Annotated in this window: 21 protein-coding genes; 11 read left to right on the top strand and 10 right to left on the bottom strand. The window is 64.3% G+C overall.

All coding sequences use genetic code 11. The features are described from left to right. The 8 genes from PSAL_RS08210 (at position 1) to urtE (ending at position 9,457) form a co-directional block, all read left to right on the top strand. Entirely contained in the window at positions 1-945 is a 945-nt protein-coding gene (locus tag PSAL_RS08210; protein ID WP_119838939.1) for an alpha-E domain-containing protein, read from the top strand. Positions 946-948: 3 nt separating this feature from the next. Next, positions 949-1,752 carry a transglutaminase family protein gene (locus PSAL_RS08205; RefSeq protein ID WP_119838938.1) on the top strand — a complete coding sequence of 268 codons (804 nt, stop codon included), beginning with the start codon at positions 949-951 and terminating at the stop codon, positions 1,750-1,752. A gap of 51 nt (positions 1,753-1,803) precedes the next feature. Next, on the top strand, positions 1,804-2,538 hold the full coding sequence (locus PSAL_RS08200) for a proteasome-type protease (protein ID WP_119838937.1): 735 nt from the start codon (positions 1,804-1,806) through the stop codon (positions 2,536-2,538). A 597-nt stretch (positions 2,539-3,135) separates the two neighbouring features. Further along, on the top strand, positions 3,136-4,398 hold the full coding sequence (gene urtA, locus PSAL_RS08195; RefSeq protein ID WP_231388655.1) for an urea ABC transporter substrate-binding protein: 1,263 nt from the start codon (positions 3,136-3,138) through the stop codon (positions 4,396-4,398). A 133-nt stretch (positions 4,399-4,531) separates the two neighbouring features. Next, positions 4,532-6,544, top strand: a complete 2,013-nt coding sequence (gene urtB, locus PSAL_RS08190) for an urea ABC transporter permease subunit UrtB (RefSeq protein WP_119838935.1) — start codon at positions 4,532-4,534, stop codon at positions 6,542-6,544. 245 nt (positions 6,545-6,789) lie between these two features. Then, positions 6,790-8,019, top strand: coding sequence for an urea ABC transporter permease subunit UrtC (gene urtC / locus PSAL_RS08185; protein ID WP_119838934.1), 1,230 nt, complete (start codon positions 6,790-6,792; stop codon positions 8,017-8,019). Continuing rightward, complete coding sequence (urtD, locus tag PSAL_RS08180) at positions 8,019-8,759, top strand: urea ABC transporter ATP-binding protein UrtD (RefSeq protein WP_119838933.1); 741 nt, start codon at positions 8,019-8,021, stop codon at positions 8,757-8,759. The genes urtC and urtD overlap by 1 nt, the downstream gene beginning before the upstream one ends. A gap of 2 nt (positions 8,760-8,761) precedes the next feature. Then, positions 8,762-9,457 carry an urea ABC transporter ATP-binding subunit UrtE gene (gene urtE, locus PSAL_RS08175; RefSeq protein ID WP_119838932.1) on the top strand — a complete coding sequence of 232 codons (696 nt, stop codon included), beginning with the start codon at positions 8,762-8,764 and terminating at the stop codon, positions 9,455-9,457. A gap of 110 nt (positions 9,458-9,567) precedes the next feature. Here the strand turns inward: urtE and dtd are convergent, their stop codons facing one another. From dtd to PSAL_RS08145, 6 genes are all read right to left on the bottom strand, one after another. Continuing rightward, the gene (dtd, locus tag PSAL_RS08170) at positions 9,568-10,005 is read right to left on the bottom strand and encodes a D-aminoacyl-tRNA deacylase (RefSeq protein ID WP_119838931.1); all 438 of its coding nucleotides are present in this window, start codon (positions 10,003-10,005) and stop codon (positions 9,568-9,570) included. Between the two features lie 63 nt (positions 10,006-10,068). Beyond that, positions 10,069-11,094: a DUF2927 domain-containing protein gene (locus PSAL_RS08165; protein ID WP_119838930.1), complete on the bottom strand. Its 1,026-nt coding sequence runs from the start codon at positions 11,092-11,094 to the stop codon at positions 10,069-10,071. Between the two features lie 9 nt (positions 11,095-11,103). Beyond that, positions 11,104-12,399: a toxic anion resistance protein gene (locus PSAL_RS08160; RefSeq protein WP_231388654.1), complete on the bottom strand. Its 1,296-nt coding sequence runs from the start codon at positions 12,397-12,399 to the stop codon at positions 11,104-11,106. Further along, a complete protein-coding gene (locus PSAL_RS08155) occupies positions 12,396-13,277 on the bottom strand; it encodes a 5-bromo-4-chloroindolyl phosphate hydrolysis family protein (RefSeq protein ID WP_119838929.1) in 882 nt (293 codons plus the stop codon). The genes PSAL_RS08160 and PSAL_RS08155 overlap by 4 nt, the downstream gene beginning before the upstream one ends. After that, a complete protein-coding gene (locus PSAL_RS08150) occupies positions 13,274-13,480 on the bottom strand; it encodes a hypothetical protein (protein WP_119838928.1) in 207 nt (68 codons plus the stop codon). Before PSAL_RS08150 ends, PSAL_RS08155 begins: the two co-directional genes overlap by 4 nt. Positions 13,481-13,619: 139 nt before the next feature. Next, positions 13,620-14,843, bottom strand: coding sequence for a pseudouridine synthase (locus PSAL_RS08145; RefSeq protein WP_119838927.1), 1,224 nt, complete (start codon positions 14,841-14,843; stop codon positions 13,620-13,622). 61 nt (positions 14,844-14,904) lie between these two features. Between PSAL_RS08145 and PSAL_RS08140 the strand changes: the two genes are divergently transcribed. Next, the gene (locus PSAL_RS08140) at positions 14,905-15,354 is read left to right on the top strand and encodes a nucleoside deaminase (protein WP_119838926.1); all 450 of its coding nucleotides are present in this window, start codon (positions 14,905-14,907) and stop codon (positions 15,352-15,354) included. 183 nt (positions 15,355-15,537) lie between these two features. On the opposite strand, the gene PSAL_RS08135 is transcribed toward PSAL_RS08140, so the two are convergent. Next, positions 15,538-16,554, bottom strand: a complete 1,017-nt coding sequence (locus PSAL_RS08135) for a ribose-phosphate pyrophosphokinase (RefSeq protein ID WP_119838925.1) — start codon at positions 16,552-16,554, stop codon at positions 15,538-15,540. 100 nt (positions 16,555-16,654) lie between these two features. Here PSAL_RS08135 and PSAL_RS08130 point away from each other — a divergent pair, with 100 nt between their 5' ends. Both PSAL_RS08130 and PSAL_RS08125 read left to right on the top strand, forming a co-directional pair. Next, positions 16,655-17,257 carry a 2-hydroxychromene-2-carboxylate isomerase gene (locus PSAL_RS08130; protein ID WP_119838924.1) on the top strand — a complete coding sequence of 201 codons (603 nt, stop codon included), beginning with the start codon at positions 16,655-16,657 and terminating at the stop codon, positions 17,255-17,257. Next, complete coding sequence (locus PSAL_RS08125; protein WP_119838923.1) at positions 17,257-18,081, top strand: alpha/beta fold hydrolase; 825 nt, start codon at positions 17,257-17,259, stop codon at positions 18,079-18,081. The genes PSAL_RS08130 and PSAL_RS08125 overlap by 1 nt, the downstream gene beginning before the upstream one ends. A 67-nt stretch (positions 18,082-18,148) precedes the next feature. Here the strand turns inward: PSAL_RS08125 and PSAL_RS08120 are convergent, their stop codons facing one another. From PSAL_RS08120 to PSAL_RS08110, 3 genes are read right to left on the bottom strand one after another with little or no spacing between them, the layout of a single operon-like run. Next, the gene (locus PSAL_RS08120; RefSeq protein ID WP_119838922.1) at positions 18,149-19,189 is read right to left on the bottom strand and encodes a threonine aldolase family protein; all 1,041 of its coding nucleotides are present in this window, start codon (positions 19,187-19,189) and stop codon (positions 18,149-18,151) included. Then, the gene (locus PSAL_RS08115) at positions 19,190-19,657 is read right to left on the bottom strand and encodes a YcgN family cysteine cluster protein (protein ID WP_119838921.1); all 468 of its coding nucleotides are present in this window, start codon (positions 19,655-19,657) and stop codon (positions 19,190-19,192) included. Between the two features lie 16 nt (positions 19,658-19,673). Then, positions 19,674-20,612: a bifunctional riboflavin kinase/FAD synthetase gene (locus PSAL_RS08110; RefSeq protein ID WP_119838920.1), complete on the bottom strand. Its 939-nt coding sequence runs from the start codon at positions 20,610-20,612 to the stop codon at positions 19,674-19,676. Positions 20,613-20,638 lie beyond the last annotated feature (26 nt).

The raw sequence follows: 20,638 nt of genomic DNA, 5'->3' as shown, positions 1-20,638 counted from the left end.
ATGCTTGGACGTACGGCTGGCGGCCTCTACTGGATGTTCCGCTATCTCGAGCGCAGCGAGAATACTGCACGGCTTCTCGATACCGGGTTCCGCATCGCGTTGACCGGATCGATGGGGTCATCGGAAAGCGAATGGGAAAGCGTCGTGACCACCGCCGGTGGCCGCGAGGATTTCATCGCCAAATGGGAGACCTTCGATCAGTCGAATGTCACCAACTACCTGCTGCGGGATCGTGACAACCCGTCGTCGGTGCTGTCCTGCATCGACGCGGCGCGGGCGAACGGGCGGATGGTGCGCACGGCGCTGTCGTCCGAGGTCTGGGAGGCCGTCAACGAGGCCTGGATGAACATCCGCGAACAGCTTCAGCGCCCGGTGTCGGTAAACAACCTTGCCAGTGTGCTGGCCTCGGTGCGCCAGCATTCCAGCCTGGTGCGGGGGGCGTTGCACGGCACCATGCTGCGCAACGACATCTACGATTTCTCGCGCCTTGGCACATTCATCGAACGGGCCGACAACACGGCGCGGATCCTGGATGTGAAATACTACGTGCTGCTGCCCTCGGCGGCGCATGTCGGCGGGTCCATGGACAATGTGCAATGGGAAACCATCCTGCGCTCGGTCTCGGCCTACCGCAGTTTCCGCTGGCTGAACGAAGGCGATGTCAGCCCCAAGGCGATCGCCGATTTCATGATCCTCGACAAGCGGATGCCGCGCAGCCTGGCCTATTGCCTGTCCGAAATGGTCGGCCACCTGGAATACCTCAACAAGGAGATGCCGGAAGATCTTCCCTGCCTCGATCTGGCGCGCCAGCTCAAGGCGCGGCTGGAAGGGCGGGATATCGAATCCGTCCTCGACGAGGGGCTGCACGAGTTCCTCAAGGTCGCGATCATCGAAACTGGCCACCTTGCCAGCCAGATCCAGGAAGATTTCCGCTTTTACGGATAGAACATGCGCCTCGCCATCACACATACGACGACCTATTCATATGACCGCCCGGTCGATTATGCCCTGCTGCAACTGCGCCTGACACCGCGCACCGCCGCCGGGCAAGAGGTCCTGTCCTGGCAAAGCAATGTCAGCGGGGCCACCCGGCAGGTGCTTTACGACGACCACTTCCGCAACGTGACCGAGATGGTCGAGATGGACGAGGGCGCGACTTCGGTCACCATCCAGTCCCAGGGCGAAGTCGAGGTGCAGAACCTGAACGGCGTGATCGGGGCAGGCACCGGGCTGGCACCGCTGTGGCTGTTCAAGTCGCAGACGTTCGCGACGACCCCCGGCGCCATGATCCGCAAGCTGGCCGGGTCGGTGAAAGAGGCCTGTGCGGCCAACCAGTTGTCGGGGATGCACGCGCTTTGCGGCGCGGTCAGCGAGGCGGTCGCCTACAAGTCCGGGACCACCACCGTGACCACCACCGCCGAAGAGGCCGCCAAGGCAGGCGAAGGGGTCTGCCAGGATCAGGCCCATGTGATGATCGCCGCCGCGCGGATCCTCGGGGTGCCGGCGCGCTATGTCTCGGGCTATCTGCTGATTGACGGGCAGATGGACCAGGGTGCCACCCACGGCTGGTGCGAAGTCTGGCTGGATGCGCTTGGCTGGGTCGGCTTCGATGTTGCCAATCAGGTCTGCCCGGATGACCGTTATGTGCGCGTGGCCCTTGGCCGCGACTATGGCGAAGCGGCACCTGTGCACGGTCTTCGTCAGGGCGATGCGGAAGAAGAGCTTTACGTTTCGGTGCAAGTTCAGCAATAGGGTCCCCTGACCGGGGGGTTCTTCCCCGGTGGCCAGAGCGGAGCGCCGGAAATGACCTATTGCGTAGGCATGCAAGTTGATCGCGGGATCCTTTTCATGTCCGACACCCGGACCAATTCCGGTGTCGACAACATTTCCACCTTCCGCAAGATGTTCCACTTCGACGTTCCCGGTGACCGTTGCCTGACCCTGATGACCGCCGGCAACCTGGCCACCACGCAGGCCGTCATCAGCCTGTTGCAGGAACGCGGCAAAAGTCCCGATGAACGCTCGCCCGACATCGAACGCCTGCCGTCGATGTTCCAGGTCGCCCGGCTTGTTGGCCAGACCCTGCGCGAAGTCATCGGCGAACATGCCGGCGCAGGCCAGACGGCCAGTTCGACCTTCCATGCCACGGTGCTTCTAGGCGGGCAGATCGGGGACGGCGAACCGCGTCTCTACCTGATCTACCCCGAGGGCAATTTCATCGAGGCCAGCCCCGACACGCCCTTCTTCCAGGTGGGCGAAACCAAGTATGGCCGCCCGATCCTGATCCGCGCCTATGAGCCGGACATGTCCTTCGAAGAGGCGATGAAGCTGCTGCTGGTGTCTTTCGACAGCACGATCAAGGCGAACCTGTCGGTGGCCCTGCCGCTGGATTACCACATCTACGAAAATGGCTCTCTGGCCATGGGCCGCACGGGCCGGGTCGAGGCGGATGACGCCTATTTCCAGGAAATCTCCTCAGGTTGGGGTGTCGCCCTGCGCGAGGCCTTTTCGAACCTGCCGTCATTCACCTTCGACTAGGCTGTTCGTCCCTGGGGTCGCGGCACGCCTGCTTCCGTCTTCGGATCGGGGACGGGCAGGGGACTGACCGTCCCGAACGTGCGTCTTTCAACTTCCCCGACCATCCGCTGGACGACATGGTCCCGATCAGGCCCCTGACGCGCCATGGGCCCGGTATCGGGACAATTGCGATGGCAGTTTTGCGGCGCCGCAATACCCGTATGAGTCGTATCAGGTCGGCAATATGTCGCCTTAGTGACAAAAAAACGCCTAAATATCCGGCAATGGCGCGCAGAATCGCCTTCTATGCAGGCAGAATGGTGGAATCCGCTCACCTGTATACCCACCCCTACGTCACCCCGTAGGAAATGCAGAGCAGACGGGCCACCTTCCGAAAGCGCCAGTGACAGGACCGTGAAAGGTCCGTGACCGGCGCAAAACAGGGAAGGTGCGCCCAGGAGCTTCCGGAAGGTCGCGGATCGGAGCGCATGCAATTCTAAAGCTGCACGGCTGCGTCCTGGGGGAGGATGTCTTGATTTCATTGCAAGCAGACTTCGGGTCCGGCCCAAGCAGCGTCACAAGGGGAAATTCCAACCTATGTCGCAATTTCTGAAAACGATGCTGGGCGCAGCCGCGGGCTCGCTTCTGATCTCGGGTGCTGCCGTGGCGCAGGACGATACGATCAAGATCGGCATCATGCATTCTCTTTCCGGCTCGCTCGCGATCTCGGAAACGACGCTGAAAGACGCCATGCTGATGCTCATCGAAGAGCAGAACGCCAAGGGCGGTGTCCTGGGCAAGCAGCTTGAGGCGGTCGTGGTCGATCCGACCGACAACTGGCCGATCTGGCCGGAAAAGGCGCGTGAACTGATCGCCGGTGTCGGCGTCGACGTGATCTTCGGCTGCTGGACCTCGTCGTCCCGCAAGGCCGCACTGCCGGTCATCGAGGAATTGAACGGCCTGCTGTTCTACCCGGTGCAATACGAGGGCGAAGAATCCTCCTACAACGTGTTCTACACCGGCGCCGCGCCGAACCAGCAGGCGATCCCGGCTGTCGATTACTTCCTCGAGGAACTTGGGGTCGAGAAATTCGCCCTGCTCGGCACCGACTACGTCTATCCGCGCACCACGAACAACATCCTGGAATCCTACCTGACGGACAAGGGCATCGCCGAGGAAGACATCTTCGTCAACTACACGCCCTTCGGTCAATCGGACTGGTCGACCATCGTTTCGGACGTGGTTGCCCTGGCGGCGGACGGCAAGAAGGTCGGCGTGATCTCGACGATCAACGGCGACGCGAACATCGGCTTCTACAAGGAACTCGCCGCGCAGGACATCTCGGCGGATGATATCCCCGTGGTCGCCTTCTCGGTCGGTGAAGAGGAACTCTCGGGCCTCGACACCACCAACCTTGTCGGTCACCTCGCCGCCTGGAACTACTTCCAGTCCGCCGATACCCCCGCGAACGAGGAATTCGTTGCCAAGTGGAAGGCCTATGCCGGTGAAGACCGCGTGACGAATGATCCGATGGAAGCGCATTACATCGGCTTCAACATGTGGGTCCAGGCGGTCGAACAGGCCGGCACCACCGATACGGATGCGGTGATCGCGGCCATGGTCGGCCAGACCTTCCCGAACCTGACGGGCGGCATGGCCGAAATGCTGCCGAACCACCACCTGACCAAGCCGGTGCTGATCGGCGAGATCATGGATGACGGCCAGTTCGACATCATCTCGGAAACCGATCCGGTTCCGGGCGATGCATGGACCGACTTCCTGCCGGAATCCGCTGTTCTGACCTCTGACTGGGTCGAACTGGAATGCGGCATGTACAACACCGAGACCGAGACCTGCGTGCAGCTGAAGTCCAACTACTGATACCGGTTGCCCCGCGTCCTTTGCGGCGCGGGGATCCGGATCCTCCGGGGCAGGCGTGCGCAATCCGTGCGCCTGCACCCCGAACCCGGCCAGGCGGCCACCGGAATTTTCCTCCTTCCGTTTGCAGGATCTTATGATCAAAAGACTTTTCCCGGCTCTTCGCACAGGTTCCCGACTGACCAGGGGTCTTGGACTGGTCCTTGCATTCGGTCTTGTCGCCGCGACCGGCACGCCCCGGATTGCCGAGGCCCAGACCGGCGGTGCGATCCAGCCGATCCTTCAGGAAAATGCCGAGATCCTTCTGGAAAGCTCGCGCCGCACGATTCAGCCGGCAATCGACGCCATCGCCGGATCCGACCTGCCGCAGGCGGTCTTCGTGCTGGAAACCTGGGCTGGCCGCGATTTGCAGATGCGCGAATCCGACGGCATTTTCTACAAGCTGACCCGCGAGGGTTCGGATTACCTGCTGACCGATCTCGACAGCGGCGAGGTGGCGGAAACCCTGGCCGATGACGACGGCTTTGAACAATTGCGTCCCAATTCCGGCATCCGTGCCCTGATCGCCGTGGCGCTGGTGCAATTCCAGCTCTCCGACCCCGATCCGGCCAAGCGTATCGACGCGCTGGACGCGATTGAACGCAATGGCGAGGCAAGCCACCTGACCCCGCTGCGCAATGCCATCGCGGATGAAAGCGATCCGGCGATCAAGGCCCGCAAGGAGCGCCTCGAAACCCTGCTCACGATCCGTTTCGACCCCGACAACGCGGCCCGCATCGCCGCCATCGAAAGCGTCTCCGGCGACCTCGATGTCAATGTCCGCGCCACGCTGAACCCGCTGGTCGCCACCACGACCCATGCCGCAGTCAGCCTGCCCGAAGACGAGAATATCGCTTACGAAATCACCCCCGGTTCGGATGATTTCACCCGCGAACAGGCCTATGCGATGCTGGTGGACGAAGACCTCGCGCCGCCCCTCCTGACCAATGCCGATCTGCGCAACACCCTGGCCGCCAATATCGCCGATGGCGCGGTCGGTGGCGTGCCCCTGGCGGATCTTTCCAACCCCGAAGCCCGCGTCACCGCCTATGCCAACCTCGTCGCTTCCGGCGCCGCGCCACCGGCTGCCACCGAGGACGAGATCGACGAGATCATCGCCGGCTTCACCTTCTACGCGACCTATGCCGAACCCGATGCCACCGTGACCGAGGCCGCCGAAGATGCCCTGACCGCGATCGGCTTCAACGTCGGCCTGAACCAGTTCGCCGATTTCCTGCTCGACGCGTTGTCGCTTGGCTCGATCTACTTCCTGGCGGCCATTGGCCTTGCGATCACTTTCGGGGTGATGGGGGTTATCAACATGGCGCATGGTGAGTTCATCATGATGGGTGCCTATACCGGCTACGTGGTGCAACAGGTGATCCCGAATTACACGGTCTCGATCCTGGTGGCGATCCCGCTGGCCTTCGCGGTGACCTTCGCCGCCGGGGTGGCCCTGGAACGGCTGGTGATCCGGCACCTCTATTCGCGCCCGCTGGAAACGCTGCTGGCGACCTTCGGGATCTCCATCGCACTGCAGCAACTGGCCAAGAACATCTTCGGCACCCAGGCCCGGCCGCTGACCTCTCCGGCCTGGCTGGATGGCTCGCTGATCCTCAACGACGTGGTAGGGATCTCCTACATCCGGATCGCGATCTTCGTGCTGGCGCTGATCTTCCTCGGGGTCTTCCTGTTCATCATGAAACGGACCCGGCTCGGCCTCGAAACCCGCGCCGTGACCCAGAACCCGAAAATGGCCGCCTCCATGGGGATCAACCCCGAATGGGTGAACATGCTGACCTTCGGCCTCGGCTCCGGCATCGCCGGGATCGCCGGCGTCGCCATCGGCCTCTATGCCAAGGTGACCTCCGAACTCGGCCAGGATTACATCGTGCAAAGCTTCATGACCGTGGTCGTCGGCGGCGTCGGTAACATCTGGGGCACCCTGCTGGGCGCCGCGATGATCGGCGGGCTGCAGAAGGGGATCGAATTCTTCAACCCCTCCAACACCCTGGCCGCCCAGACCTACATGATCGTCTTCATCATCATCTTCATTCAGTTCCGCCCAAGAGGCATCATCGCCCTCAAGGGCCGCGCAGCAGGAGACTGACCAATGATCATCCAGGGCCGCCCCGCCAATCTCGACCGCCCGCCGCTGCCCGTCGTCCAGGGCGGCAGGCAACCCGAGAAGATCGACACCGACGATTGATCGTTTCCCTGTTTCAAATATCCCGGGGAGTCTCCCGCATGGGAGACGGGGCAGAGCCCCCGCCCCGCCCGCAACCGAAAACCCGTCAGGACCTTGATCGTGCCCGCTGAGCCAGAGACCGCAGACAAAGCCCCGGAGGACCGGACGTGAAGAACAGCTTCTTCTTGCGAAACCCATCGATCCTGATCTTCATCGCCTGCCTGGCGCTGTTCACCCTCGCGGTGACGTTGCTCAGCGAGGCGACTGGCACCGGGCTGATCTCGACCTCCTTCGTCAAGACCCTGGGCAAGACGCTCTGCCTCTGCCTGATCGCCGTGGCGATGGACATGGTCTGGGGCTATTGCGGCATCCTCAGCCTCGGTCACTTCGCCTTCTTCGGGCTTGGCGGCTACATGGTCGGCATGTGGCTGATGTATGAACGCACCCGGCTGATCATCGTCGATTCCATGGCCAACGTCGCCATTCCCCCGACCCCGGCAGAGGTCACCGATGCCATCGGCAGCCAGATCTTCGGCGTCGTCGGCTCCTCTGAATTCCCGGTGGTCTGGCACTTCGCGCATTCGCTGCCCCTGCAACTGGCCCTTGTCGTGATCGTGCCCGGCCTGTTGGCGCTGGTCTTCGGCTGGCTGGCCTTCCGCAGCCGCGTGACCGGGGTCTACCTGTCGATCCTGACCCAGGCGATGACCCTTGGGCTGTCGCTCTACCTGTTTCAGAACGAAAGCGGGCTGCGGGGCAACAACGGCCTTTCGGGCCTGCAGAACCTGCCCGGCGTCGAGGCCAGCCAGGCCGTGATTTCGATGTGGTTCTTCTGGGCGGCGGCCTTTGCCCTCGGGGCGGGGTACCTCGTCTGCGCCTGGGTGGTCTCGGGCAAGTTCGGCTCGGTCGTGCGCGGCATTCGCGATGACGAGGCGCGGGTGCGCTTCCTCGGTTATTCGGTCGAAGGCTACAAGCTGTTCATCTTCACCTTCACCGCGATCATCGCGGGGATCGCCGGCGCGCTCTATTACCCGCAGGCCGGCATCATCAATCCCGGCGAAGTCGCCCCCATCGCCTCGATCTACCTGGCGGTCTGGGTGGCGATCGGCGGGCGAGGGCGGCTTTACGGTGCGGTGATCGGCGCAGCACTGGTGTCGCTGATTTCGTCCTGGTTCACCGGCGGGCTGGTGCCTTCGGTGCCGCTCGGCTTCTACACCATCGACTGGGTGGACTGGTGGCTGGTGCTGCTGGGGCTCAGCTTCGTGCTGGTCACGCTGTTTGCGCCCAAGGGTATCGGCGGGCTGTTCGACCTGATCGGCGACCGGATCGCCCCGAACCGCCATGGGATGGCCTATTGTCCCGACAAGGGATCACTGCGCGAAGAGGAGGGATCCGAATAATGGCAACGCTTCTGGAAGTTTCCGGGATTTCGGTCACCTTCGATGGCTACAAGGCGATCCGCAACCTGTCCTTCTCCATTGCCGAACGCGAACTGCGGGCGATCATCGGTCCCAACGGGGCGGGCAAGACCACCTTCATGGACATCGTTACCGGCAAGACCGCGCCTGACGAAGGCCGGGTCATCTGGGGCGAGAAAAGCACCAACCTGCTGAAGATGTCCGAAGCCCGCATCGCCCAGGCCGGGCTGGGCCGCAAGTTCCAGCGCCCCACGGTCTTCGAGGACCAATCCGTTCAGGACAACCTGATGATGGCGCTGAAGAACCCGCGCGGCTCCTTCCGCTGCCTGTTCTTCCGTCCCGGGTCCAGGGACCGGGCGCGGGTCGAGGAGTTGGCGGAGGAAGTGGGCCTGTCGGATTCCCTGACCCGCAAGTCGGGTGAGCTGTCCCACGGTCAGAAGCAATGGCTGGAAATCGGCATGTTGCTGGCCCAGGAGCCGCGCCTTTTGCTGGTTGATGAACCCGCTGCGGGCATGACCCTGGCAGAGCGCGAACATACCACCGACCTGCTGCGCGAAGCGGCCAAGACGCGGGCCGTCGTGGTGGTGGAACACGACATGGAATTCGTCCGCCGGCTGGGCTGCAAGGTGACCGTGCTGCACGAAGGCTCGGTCCTTGCCGAGGGCAGCCTGGATCACGTGACCAAGGACCCTCGGGTCATCGAAGTATATCTGGGGCGCTGAAAATGCTGAACGTGAACGGCCTGACATTGCACTACGGCCAGAGCCAGATCCTGAACGGGATCGACCTGGAGGCGCACACCGGCCAGGTGACCTGCATCATGGGCACCAACGGGGTTGGCAAGACGTCGCTGCTGAAGGCGATCTCGGGGACACATCCACGGTCTGGCGGGGCCATGTCGCTGGATGGCGAGGATCTTGGCCGGTTGCCGGCGCATCAGCTGGCCCACAAGGGCATCGGATATGTGCCGCAGGGGCGGATGATCTTTCCGCTGCTGACGGTCGAGGAGAATATGCAGACGGCCTTTGCCTGCCTGCCGAAATCCGAGCATTTCATTCCCGACGAGATCTACGAGCTGTTCCCGATCCTGAAGGATTTCCTGCATAGGCGCGGCGGGGACCTGTCGGGCGGACAACAGCAGCAACTGGCCATCGCGCGGGCAATGTTGACCAAGCCCAAGCTGCTCTTGCTCGACGAGCCGACCGAAGGCATTCAGCCCAATATCATCCAGCAGATCGGCCGGGTGATCGAATACCTGCGCGACAAGGGAGATATGGCGATCATCCTGGTCGAGCAGTATTTCGAGTTTGCCTATGGCTTGGCGGATCGCTTCTACGTGATGCGGCGCGGATCGGTGACCGCATCGGGGACCAAGAGCGATCTGACCAAGGAAGAGCTGATGGCCGAAGTCTCGGTCTGAGGTCGGGGAGGGGGCGCTGCCCCCATCGCCTGCGGCGATTCCCCCGGAGTATTTACGGCCAGATGATGAAGAGCCGGGGCGCAGGTGCGCCGCCGGTGAGGGTGTTGGAATCAGGTCTCGATCCAGAGGGTGATCGGCCCGTCGTTGGTCAGCGTGACCTGCATGTCGGCGCCGAAGCGTCCGGTTTCGACGGGCAGACCCTGTTGGGCGAGGCAGTCGGCGAAATGTGTATAAAGGCGCAGGCCGTCTTCGGGGGGCGCGGCGCTGGAAAAGCCGGGGCGATTGCCTCGGCTGGTATCGCCGGCCAGGGTGAACTGGCTGATGACCAGCGCGCTGCCGCCGACATCGGTGACCGAGAGGTTCATCTTGCCCGCTTCGTCGCTGAAGATCCGCTGCCGGGCGATGCGTGTTGCCAGCTTTTCGGCCTCGGCTTCGGTATCGCCGCGCATGGCGCAGACGAGGATCATCAATCCTGCTCCGCAACGGCCGATGACCTCGCCCTCGACAGCGACTTCGGCACTTGTAACCCGTTGCAATAGCGCGCGCATTTCGATCCCTTTCCGGTGATGGCGAGGGCAGGGTAGGGGGGTAATCGAGGCGCGGCAAGAGGGCTAGCTTGGTCCGGTGGGCTGCAGGTCCTGCGACAGGGCGCGGATCAGGGGCCGAGCCGTTTCCAGCGTCATGCCGGGGGCAAGCCGGGGATCGTAGAGCATTTTCAGCATCATCTCGTCCTGGCTGGTGAGCAGGGCGAATTCCATGTCGTCGTTGAAGATCGAGGGCCGGGCCTCGGCGCTGTCATTGCGCAGGCCGAGGCCCTGGGCGACCTCTTCGTGGATGCAGGCACGTCGCATCAGGGGAGGATGTTCGGCCCGGATTAGCACCACGGCGGATTGGTAGACCGCGCTGCCTTGCGCGGCAAAGCCCAGAACCAGGCAATGCACGCCGATCGGCAGGTCGAGAAGCTGTGCCTGCGCACGGGCAGAAAGGTCCGGGGCGATGCGCTGGATCTGGGCGATGGCTTCGGGCCGGTCCGCCTCGTCGATCACCATGACATGGAAATTGGCTCCCGACGGGACATAGCGGATGTCATGCCCCGTGATCCGGGCAAGGCGGCTGGCGTAGTGGCCGAGCGTCGCGGTGTCATTGCGCCGCAACCCGCCCATGGGGACCGTGGCGCCGAAGCTTATTCCGATGCGCACCGGACCGTCCCAGCGGCGCAGGACCTGGGCGCCCCCGGCAGCGGCCCGCATGAAATGTTCGTCGCTGAAGGCCACCGCTTCGAAATTGCGTGCGAGATCCTCGGCATCAAAGTCGGTGTCGGGGCCGCCCCCATCGACGCGCAGCAGGCCGCGCACCTGAAGGTCGTCCTGCTGGCGACGGTAATAGGCAATCAGGACCTCGTCCCGTTCGGTTGCGGCTGGCGGGGTGCTGTGAGCGGGGGGCGAAACGGGGCGAGGACCGTCGCTGGGGGCCAGGTCGGATCCGAAGATCGACCCGCAGCCTGCAAGGCCGACCATCACGGCCAGCCTCAGGGAGGGCAACAGGATCGGGCGGCAAGCCTGTTGCCAGCGCGCCCCATGGCCCGCCCTGACCGCCTTCAGGCGGGTCTGTGATCGATGCCCCTTGCCCCTTGCCATCCGGCCCTCTTATCCATGTGTCGGCGCCTGCTTGTCCGTCGGCCCGCCGGTTTGGCGTTCCGTCTCATTTGCTTCGGCGCGGGGACCCGTCAAGGGGGCGCCGCCCGCGCGGGCCGCCGCAAGGGCCTTGCGCAGGTCCGCCTCCATCGTGGCCAGGTCGGATTCGGCGGCAGAGCGGCGGGCCTTGCCCTGATCGGCGATCTGAAGGCTGTCCTCGATGGCGCCGATCAGGTCGGCATTGGCCGCCTTCATCCTGTCGATGTCGAAGACGCCGCGTTCGGATTCCTCGCGGACCCGGCGGTTGGTTTCGCGCAAGGTGCGGGCATTGCTGGTGAGCAGGTCGTTGGTCAGGTCGCTGGCGGCTTTCACGGCCTCGGCCGCTTCGGCGGTGCGCTGCAGGGTCAGGGTCTGGGCCAGCTGGCTTTCCCAGAGCGGCACCGTGTTGATCAGGGTCGAGCTGATCCGGGTCACCAGGCTCTTGTCGTTCTCCTGCACCATGCGGATCGAGGGCAGGCTTTGCATCGTCACCTGGCGGGTCAGTTTCAGGTCATGCACCCGGCGTTCCAGATCGTCCCGCGCGGCGCGCAGGTCATGCAATTTCTGCGCCATGAGCGGCCCGTCGGCGGGGCTGGTCGCATCCGGTCCCGCGTCGGGCATTTCAGCAAGGACGGCTTCCAGTGCCGGGATCTCCTTGCTGTCGATTGCCGCCAGCTTGCAGGTCCCTGCCGCGATGTAGAGCGCCAGGGCATTGTAGAAATCCAGCGTGCGTTCATAGAGCAGGTCGAGCGACTTGATGTCCTTCAGCAGCTGGTGTTCGTGGTCCAGAAGGTCGTCGGTGATCCGGTCGACCTGATCCTGCAACATCTCGAACCGGGCCGAAAAGCGGGCCAGCGGCGCGGCGCGGCCGCTGAGCCTTTCCCAGAGGGTGCGATCCCGGCGCAGGTCCAGTTCACTGACCGAAAAGCCGCGAATGGCGGTTACCATCTCGCGCAGGCTGTCCCCGGCAGGGCCGGCTTCCTTGTTGCGGACATCGGCCAGCATGGACTGGCTGATCTGTTGCAATTCGCCCTGGGCGCTGGCCCCGAACCCCATGATGGACCCGCTGTCCGCCAGGTCGATCTGCGCCATCAGGGCGCGGATTTCGTCACTGCCTTCGGCCTCTTCGGGCGGGATCTCGGTCGGCGAGGGTTCTGGCAGTTCCAGCGCGGTGACCTCGTCGACGAGCCTCTGTTGATCCTGTGCGCGAAGGCGTGTGTCGGTAGAGCGGGCGTCACTGGTGCGGGTGTCGCTGGACATGCGGTTCATTCCGTCCTTTCAGGCTGTGATGTGATGCCTTCGCGGCGAAGGCGATCGCGCAGCACTTCGATCTCGATGGTCATATCCATGGCATCCTCCTGCAACATCTTTTCGGCTCTCGCAGCGAAATTGCCCTGAAGATCGTCCAGCAGGGCCTCGTATTCTGCCCGGTCGGCGGGGGATTGCCGATGGGCATAGACTTCGGCAAAGCGTTCGGAGGCCGCGCGGGCACCGGTAAGGTAGACGCCCAGAAGGCGGCGCGCCTGGCCAAGGTCGCGGGGGTCTTCCTCGACCAGCAACAACAGGTGTCGGGCGCTGCCTTCGAAGTCCTGCAGGCGCTCGTTGAGCGCCCTGTCCTTCAGCGTTGCAATGGCGTCGCGCATCGCGGCCAGTTCGGTTTCGGCGCGTTCCACTACCCGCAGCACGCGGTCGTGTGCGAAATCGGGGTCGCCTTCGGGAATTCGGTCATGCAGGGGGTCCAGGCCGAAGGCCGCCAGATGCAGCGCGCCGGTGATCAGGCCAAGGATCAGCGCCCCCCCCGGCGTGGCACCGTGGGCCAGCGTTGCCATCATGGTGCCGCAGCCAAGGGCGAGGCTGGCGATCAGCTTTCGCGGCAGGGCCGGGCGCCGGGCACGACGGCGTGACCGGAAGGCCTGCTCGGCCAGCAGCCCTTCGCTGGTGAGGCGCGCTGCGCCACCCCAGAGCAGGGCCGCGCCAAGGCCATAGGCCAGCTCAGCCGGCGGCAACCAGAGTGCCGAGAGCGCGCTGAGCACAGCGGGCAGGTAGAGCAGATTGATCCGGGCGCCTGCCGGTCGCACCCTTGCGCTGCCCGACCGGGGCAGGCCCAGCCGGTTGGCAAGCCGTGAGGTTCGGGTTTCAGCGCTCATTCCAGGACCATCAGGCCTGTGGCGGCGCCGGTCATGATGAGAATCAACAACAGGTAGGCGAGGTTCTGCAGCGGCGTCGTGCGGCGCAGGACGACCTCGGCTTGCCCCGTGTCGCGGCGGTTTCGGCCAAGCGCGGCCAGCAGGGCAGTCGACAAGGCCACCAGGCCCGCCACCACCAGTAGGGCAAATATCACCCGTGCCATCAGATCCTCCGGTTGCTCCCCTCAATCTAGGGCCGGGGTCCCGCAGCTTCCAGTGCCGCAGCGGCAAAGTCGGGAAATTCGGCCGGGGTTTTGACCGGATTGTTTGAGACAGGGTGTAGCCGGAGGGTGCCGGGCGAGATCAGAAGCCCCGGCGCGGACCGCCGGGTTTGCCGCGTGGCGGGGCGCTGGATCTGGGGCCCCCTGCTTTGGTGCCGCCCGTTCCGGGGCTGCCTGTCCTGGGCCCGCCCGCCTTGAAGCCACCTGTTTTTGGGCCACCGGGTTTGCCGGGACCAGACCTTGCAGGCTTGGCCCCCTTCTGGCCTGCCGCAGAAGGTTTGCCACCGGCGGAGGGCTTGCCACCGAACCGCTTGGCTCCGGGCGCGAAACCATCGCCAGACGGTCGGCCACCGGAGCCCGCGGGCTTGCGGCCCGGGGTGTCCGAGGGGACCTCCCATGGGGCTTCGCCATCGGCGGGGCCGGGCTTGCGTTTGCGCGTGACGCGGCGGGGGCGTTGCGCGGCGGCGGGTTCTTCTTCGGCTTCGAGGCCAAGCTGATCGCGCATGACCTTGCGGCGGATCTCCTCGACCGCGCCGGGTTTCAGCTGACCCAGCTGGAAGGGGCCATAGCTGGTGCGGATCAGCCGGTTCACGGTCAGGCCGACGTTTTCCAGGGCGCGACGGATTTCACGGTTGCGGCCTTCGCGCAGGCCGATGGTCAGCCAGGCGTTGGCGCCTTGCTGGCGGTCGATGGTGACGTTCATCGGCTGAAAGGTCTCTCGGTCGACGACGATGCCTTCGCGCAGGGGCTCCAGCGAGGCATCGGTTGGCGCGCCCTTGACCCGGACGCGGTACTTGCGCAGCCATCCGGTCGAAGGCAGTTCAAGCTGGCGTTTGATCGCGCCGTCATTGGTCAGCAGCAACAGGCCTTCGGAATTCAGATCGAGCCGGCCGACGGACATCACGCGGGGCATGTCCTCGGGCAGGGCGTCGAAGATCGTCTCGCGGCCCTGTTCGTCCCGTGAGGTGGTCACCAGCCCGGTGGGCTTGTGATAGAGCCAGAGCCGCGCGGGCTCGGCGGCGGCCAGCGGTTTGCCATCGACCTGGATGCGATCCGAGGCGGTGACATTCAACGCCGGGCTCTGGATCTTCTTGCCGTTGACGGACACGCGCCCGGCCTCGATCAGCTTTTCGGCGTCGCGCCGGCTGGCCACACCGGCACGGGCCAGAACCTTGGCGATCCGGTCGCCTGCGGGGGCAGTGCCATCGGGCGTCGCGGATGCGCCGCGCGGTTCAGGCCCCCCGGAACGCGGGGTGCCGGAGGTCTTGGTGTCGGGGTGCAGGCGGGGTGGACGTTTGCTGGTCATCTTTTGGCTCTACCTTGTCGCGCGGACTTGCGAAAGCCAAGAACTGCAGGCAGGGAAAGGCATGAGCTTTACCTCCCACATGGAACTGGCCCTGGCAGAGGCCCGCGCGGCCGCCAGCCGTGGCGAAGTGCCGGTGGGCGCCGTGGTCGCCGATACGCGTGGCCGGATCGTTTCAAGCGCCGGAAACCGGACACGAGAGCTTTGCGACCCCTCCGCCCATGCAGAGATCCTTGCAATCCGCGATGCCTGCCGCCAAGCTGGCAGCGAGCGCCTGCAGGGCCATGCGCTTTACGTAACGCTGGAACCCTGTCCGTTCTGCGCAGCGGTGATATCCTCGGCACGGATCGCGCGGCTTTATTTCGGGGCGTCCGATCCCAAATCCGGTGGCATTCTTCAGGGGCCACGGATCTTCAGTCATCCGCAAGCGCACCACGTTCCTGAAATATATGACGGAATCGCGGCCGAAGAGGCCGGGAAGCTACTGAAGGACTTCTTTGCCCTGAGGAGATAGCACCTGGCAAACTAGGCGCAGGGGGCGCTGCCCCCGTCTCCGGGCCGGAGACTCCCCCGGGATATTTTGAACAGGGAAACAATAGGGGCCTACGGCGGGGTTGGTTTGCCCGTTTCCCTGTTGGAAATATCCCCGCCGGAGGCTTTGATGTTCTTTGTCGCGCGACTTTCGGTCCGCCCGGAATCAGCCGCGGAAAAACCCTTCGTAGATCGGTTCCATCGTGCCGGTTTCGAAAAGCGAGGAGACCGAAGTGCCATTCCAGATATTGAGTATCGCCTGAGCAAACATTGGCGCCGTGGGCAGGACGCGGATCTTCTTGCAGTTCTGAACGGGGTCAGTCGCGGCGATGGAATCGGTGATGACGAGGTTTTCCATGACCGAGTTTGTGATCCGCTCGACCGCCGGGCCCGAGAGCACGCCGTGCGAGACATAGGCGTGGACTTCGGTCGCGCCGTAGCTGAGCAGCAGTTCGGCCGCCTTGCAGAGCGTGCCGGCCGTGTCGCACATGTCGTCGACGATGATGCAGATCTTGTCCTTCACCTCGCCGATGACGGTCATCTCGGCCACTTCACCGGGCTTTTCGCGGCGCTTGTCGACGATGGACAGGGGCGCGTTGATCCGCTTGGCCAGTTCGCGGGCGCGGGCCACGCCGCCGACGTCCGGCGAGACGATCATGATGTCGCCCAGCCGGTCCTTGAACTTTTCCTTGATGTCGAGCGCGAAAATCGGGCTGGCGTAGAGGTTGTCCACGGGAATGTCGAAGAAACCCTGGATCTGGGCCGCGTGCAGGTCCATCGTCAGGACCCTTTCGACACCGGCTTCGACCAGCATGTTGGCGACCAGCTTGGCGGTGATCGGGGTGCGGGCCTTGGTACGGCGGTCCTGGCGGGCATAGCCGAAATAGGGGATCACGGCCGTGATGCGCGAGGCCGAGCTGCGGCGCAGGGCATCGGCCATGATCAGCAGCTCCATCAGGTTGTCATTGGCCGGGTTCGAGGTCGACTGGACAAGGAACATGTCCTCGCCGCGGACGTTCTCGTAAACCTCGACGAAGATTTCCCCGTCGTTGAAGCGCTCGACACGGGCTTTCACCAGGTCGACGCTCATGCCTCGGTGCATGGACATCCGCCGGGCTATCGCCGTGGCGAGCGGCGTGTTTGAATTCCCAGCGATCAGCTTGGGTTCGACATAGTTCGGCATGGCGGTCTCCGACCCGGGCAGTGACAGATTCGTGACGTTGAACCCCGATTAACACCCCGTTACGGTCTTGCCAAACAACGTGCGCATTGCGGGGATCCCCATGGCCAGGCATATCGATTATTTCTTCACTCCGATCTCTCCTTTCACCTATCTTGCCGGCGACGGGCTGGAGCAGCTGGCCAGGGCCCATGACCTGTCGGTCACCTACAAGCCCGTCAATCTGGGTAAGGTCTTTGCTGCCACCGGCGGCGTCGCCCCGGCAGACCGGGCGCCGGCCCGCCAGGAGTATCGCATGCAGGAATTGCGCCGGGCCAGGGCCAAGACCGGGATGGACATGGTTCTGACACCGGCATTCTTTCCCACCAACCCGGCGCCGGCCTCTTACGCGATCATTGCGGCGCAAGCGGCGGGGGGAGGCGACCTTGGCGCGCTGGTGCAGTCACTGCTGCGCGCTTGCTGGGCCGAGGAAAAGGACATCGCCGAAGACGCGGTGATCCAGGAATGCCTCTCGGCCAGCGGATTTGACACATCGCTGACCATGTCGGGGATGCTGACCGGCGCTGAAACATTCGAATCCAATACCGAAGAGGCCGTCGCCAGCGGTGTCTTCGGCGCGCCCTTCTACATCGTCGACGGGCAGGAGAAATTCTGGGGGCACGATCGCCTGGGGGATCTGGATCTCTACCTGCAGGGCCGCCTTTGATGCCATCCGCGACGTTCGGCGGGACGCAGACATTCTGGCGCCGCTGGGGGGATGACGGGGCCAGCCGTCAGATCCTGATGATCCACTGTTCGCTGGCGCATTCCGGCGCCTGGCAGGGCGTGGCGGCCAGTCTTGAAGACATGGCCGAAAGCCGCGCCTTCGACGTGCCCGGCCATGGCAAGTCCGGGCCCTGGGACCCGGATCGCCTGTTTCAGGAACAGACGATGGCCATGGCGGTCGATCTGATCCGCGACTGGGGCGTCGGCCCCGTCGATCTGGTGGGGCACAGCTTTGGTGCGACGGTCGGCCTGCGGCTGGCGGTCGAAAGGCCGGATCTGCTGCGGTCCCTGACCCTGATAGAGCCGCCTTTCATGACGCCGGCTTTCCGCGCCTTTCCAGAACTGGAGGCGCAGCACGACCATGAAATGGCGGGCTATGATCTGGCGGTGAAGGCCGGGCGGCGCGAGGAGGCCGCGCGCGCCTTCATGGCCGTCTGGGGCGATGGCCGGGCCTGGGATCGCCTGCCGGAGGTCCAACGACAGGGCTTTGTCGACCGGATCGGGCTGATCGAGGCGCTGCGCGCGACCAATTACGGTGATCCGCTTGGAATGCTGGCAGAGGGGCGCCTGGCGGCGCTGGATCTGCCGGTCCTGCTGGTGGAAAGCGCCGATGGCCCGGTCTATGCCGCCCGTATCAACGAGGCTCTGGCGCAGGAAATGCCCTGGGCCGAGCGCGTCGTGGTTCCCGGCGCGCATATGGCGCCGATCACCCATCCGGTAAAAACGGCGAAGGCGATCCGCAGTTTCCTGAACGCGCAGGATTAAAGCGCGGCGGGCAGCAGGGTATAGGGGGGCCGCGTGGGTCGGGTGGCCCCTTTTCCCGTTACGTGGTTCAACCGGCGGCGATGTCGAGAAAGCGGTCGATCTCGGTTTCGGGCAGGGACCAGTCACAGACGAAGCGGGCCTCGACCGTTTCGTCGGGGTCGCCGTCGAGCGCGCCGAACAGGTAGTATTTCGCGCCCGCGTCCTGAAGGCGGCGATGGGCCGCGCGGGGCAGGGCGGCAAAGGTCAGGTTCGCCTGCGGATCCTGCAGCAGATGCGCTCCGGGCAGGGCGCGCAGACCTGTCGCAAGGCGCGCCATGTTGGCATTGGCCGCGCGCGCCATGTCCTGCCAGAGATCACCTTCGAGATAGGCGAGCATCTGGGCCGACAGGTAGCGGTGCTTGGAAAACAGATGCGCGCCGCGCTTGCGCCGCAGTTCGAATTCCCAGGCCTTTTCCGGATCGAAGATCACCACCGCCTCGACCCCGACGCAGCCGTTCTTGGTGCCACCGAAGCTGAGCGCATCGACACCGGCACGCCAGGTCATCTCGGCCGGGGTGCAATTCTGCGCCACCAGCGCATTGGCGAAACGCGCGCCGTCCATGTGGGTCTTCTGGCCCGCGGCGGCGGCAATGTCGGTCAGGGCGGCGATTTCGGCAACGCTGTAGACGCGGCCCTTTTCGGTGGCCTGAGTGATCGACAGCGGACCGGGCTGGGCGCTGTGCACGGAAATGCGGGGGCTGTCGCCCATGGCGGCGGTCAGGGCGTCGGGCGTGATCTTGTCGCCCGTGCCGACCAGCGTCAGCTTGCCCGCGCCGATATAGAATTCGGGGGCATTGCATTCGTCGTTCTGGATATGCGCATCGGGCGAGCAGAAGACCGTCTGATAGGGCGCACAAAGGGTCGCCAGCGCCAGGGCATTGGCGGCCGTGCCGGTGGCGACAAGGTAGACGGCGGCCTCGGGGGCTTCGAAGATGTCGCGCAGGCGGTCGCGCACCTGATCCATGATCTCGTCATTGCCATAGGGCATGGCATAGCCCTGATTGGCTTCGGTCATGGCAGCAAGAATGGACGGATGGGCCGGCCCGGCGTTGTCCGAGGCAAAGTACATCTATTGCGGTTCCTCTATGATGTAATCCTCCCAGTCGTCTTCATCGATCTCGAACTCCGGCACGGTCTGGCCACGCAGGGTGACCCCGGCGGCATGGACGGTTTCGGGATCGCCCGAGATCAGCGGATGCCAGTCAAACAGCGGCTCGCCTTCATGCAGCAGTTTGTAGGCGCAGGTCTGGGGCATCCAGTAGAGGTGCTTTTCCAGGCTCTTCGCGGTCAGAGAGATGCATTCGGGCACGAACTGATGCCGGATGGGATATTGCGCGCAGAGGCAGGTGCTGTCGTCCAGCAGGCGGCAGGCGACGCGGGTCATGGCGACCTCGCCGGTTTCGTCGTCTTCCAGCTTGTTCAGGCAGCATTTGCCGCAACCGTCGCACAGCGCTTCCCATTCGGCCTGGGTCATCTTCTTCAGCGGGACGGTTTCCCAGAACCGGGGCCGCAGGCCGCTTCGGTCGATCCCGCTCATGTTGCGTTCAGCCCGCTCATGTCGCGTTCAGGATATCGCGGCTCTGCGCGCAATCCCGGTCCATCTGCGCAATCAGCGCCTCGAGGCTGTCGAACTTTTCCTCGGGGCGCAGGTAGTCGACCAGCGCGACCGAGATCTCGCTGCCGTAAAGATCGCCGCGGAAATCGAACAGGAAGGTCTCGAGGTTCGGTTCCTGCCCGTCGAACATCGGCCGCATTCCCAGGGACGCCGCGCCCTGATAGCTGCCCTTGTGCGGCCCATCCAGAACATCGACCAGCACCGCATAGACGCCGTATTTCGGCTTGTGCAGCGATTTCAGCGACATGTTCGCGGTTGGATAGCCAAGGTCACGGCCGCGCTGATCGCCCCGGATCACCAAGCCTTCGATCCGGTGCCAATGGCCCAGCATGTCTGCGGCATCGCGCGGGCGACCTTCGCTAAGCGCGCAGCGGATCGCGGTGGAAGATACCTCTTGCGAGTCGGTTTCGACCAGCGGCGCGATGGTGACGCCAAAGCCCATCTCTGCACCAAAGCGTTTCAGATCCTCGACCCCGCCAGCCCGGCCCTTGCCGAAATGGAAATCTGCGCCGACGATCACATGGCGCAGCCCCAGACCGCCGCGCAGCACCTTGTCGGCGAAATCCGCCGGGGAAAGCGAGGCAAGAGCGGGGTTGAAGTTCAGCTCGTACAGGATCTCGACGCCGATCTTTTCCAGCCGATGCGCGCGGGCGGCGGCATTGGTCAGGCGGAAATCTCCGCTGGCGGGCGCGAAAAGCTGACGTGGATGGGGTTCGAAGGTGATCAGCCCAAGCGGCGCGCCAAGGCGCGCGGCCTCGGCGCGGGCAAGGTCGATCACCAGCCGGTGACCGATGTGAACCCCGTCGAAATTGCCGATCGCGGCGACGGCGCCGCGATCGCGATCAGTGACGAATTGATAGTCCCGGACGATACGCATGCGCTTGGCCTAAACCGCGTCCGGGG

It is taken from the genome of Pseudooceanicola algae (assembly GCF_003590145.2).
Taxonomy (GTDB): Bacteria; Pseudomonadota; Alphaproteobacteria; order Rhodobacterales; family Rhodobacteraceae; genus Pseudooceanicola; species Pseudooceanicola algae.
The sequence above is the reverse complement of the archived record's forward strand: the minus strand, read 5'-3'. Positions and strand labels throughout refer to the sequence as shown.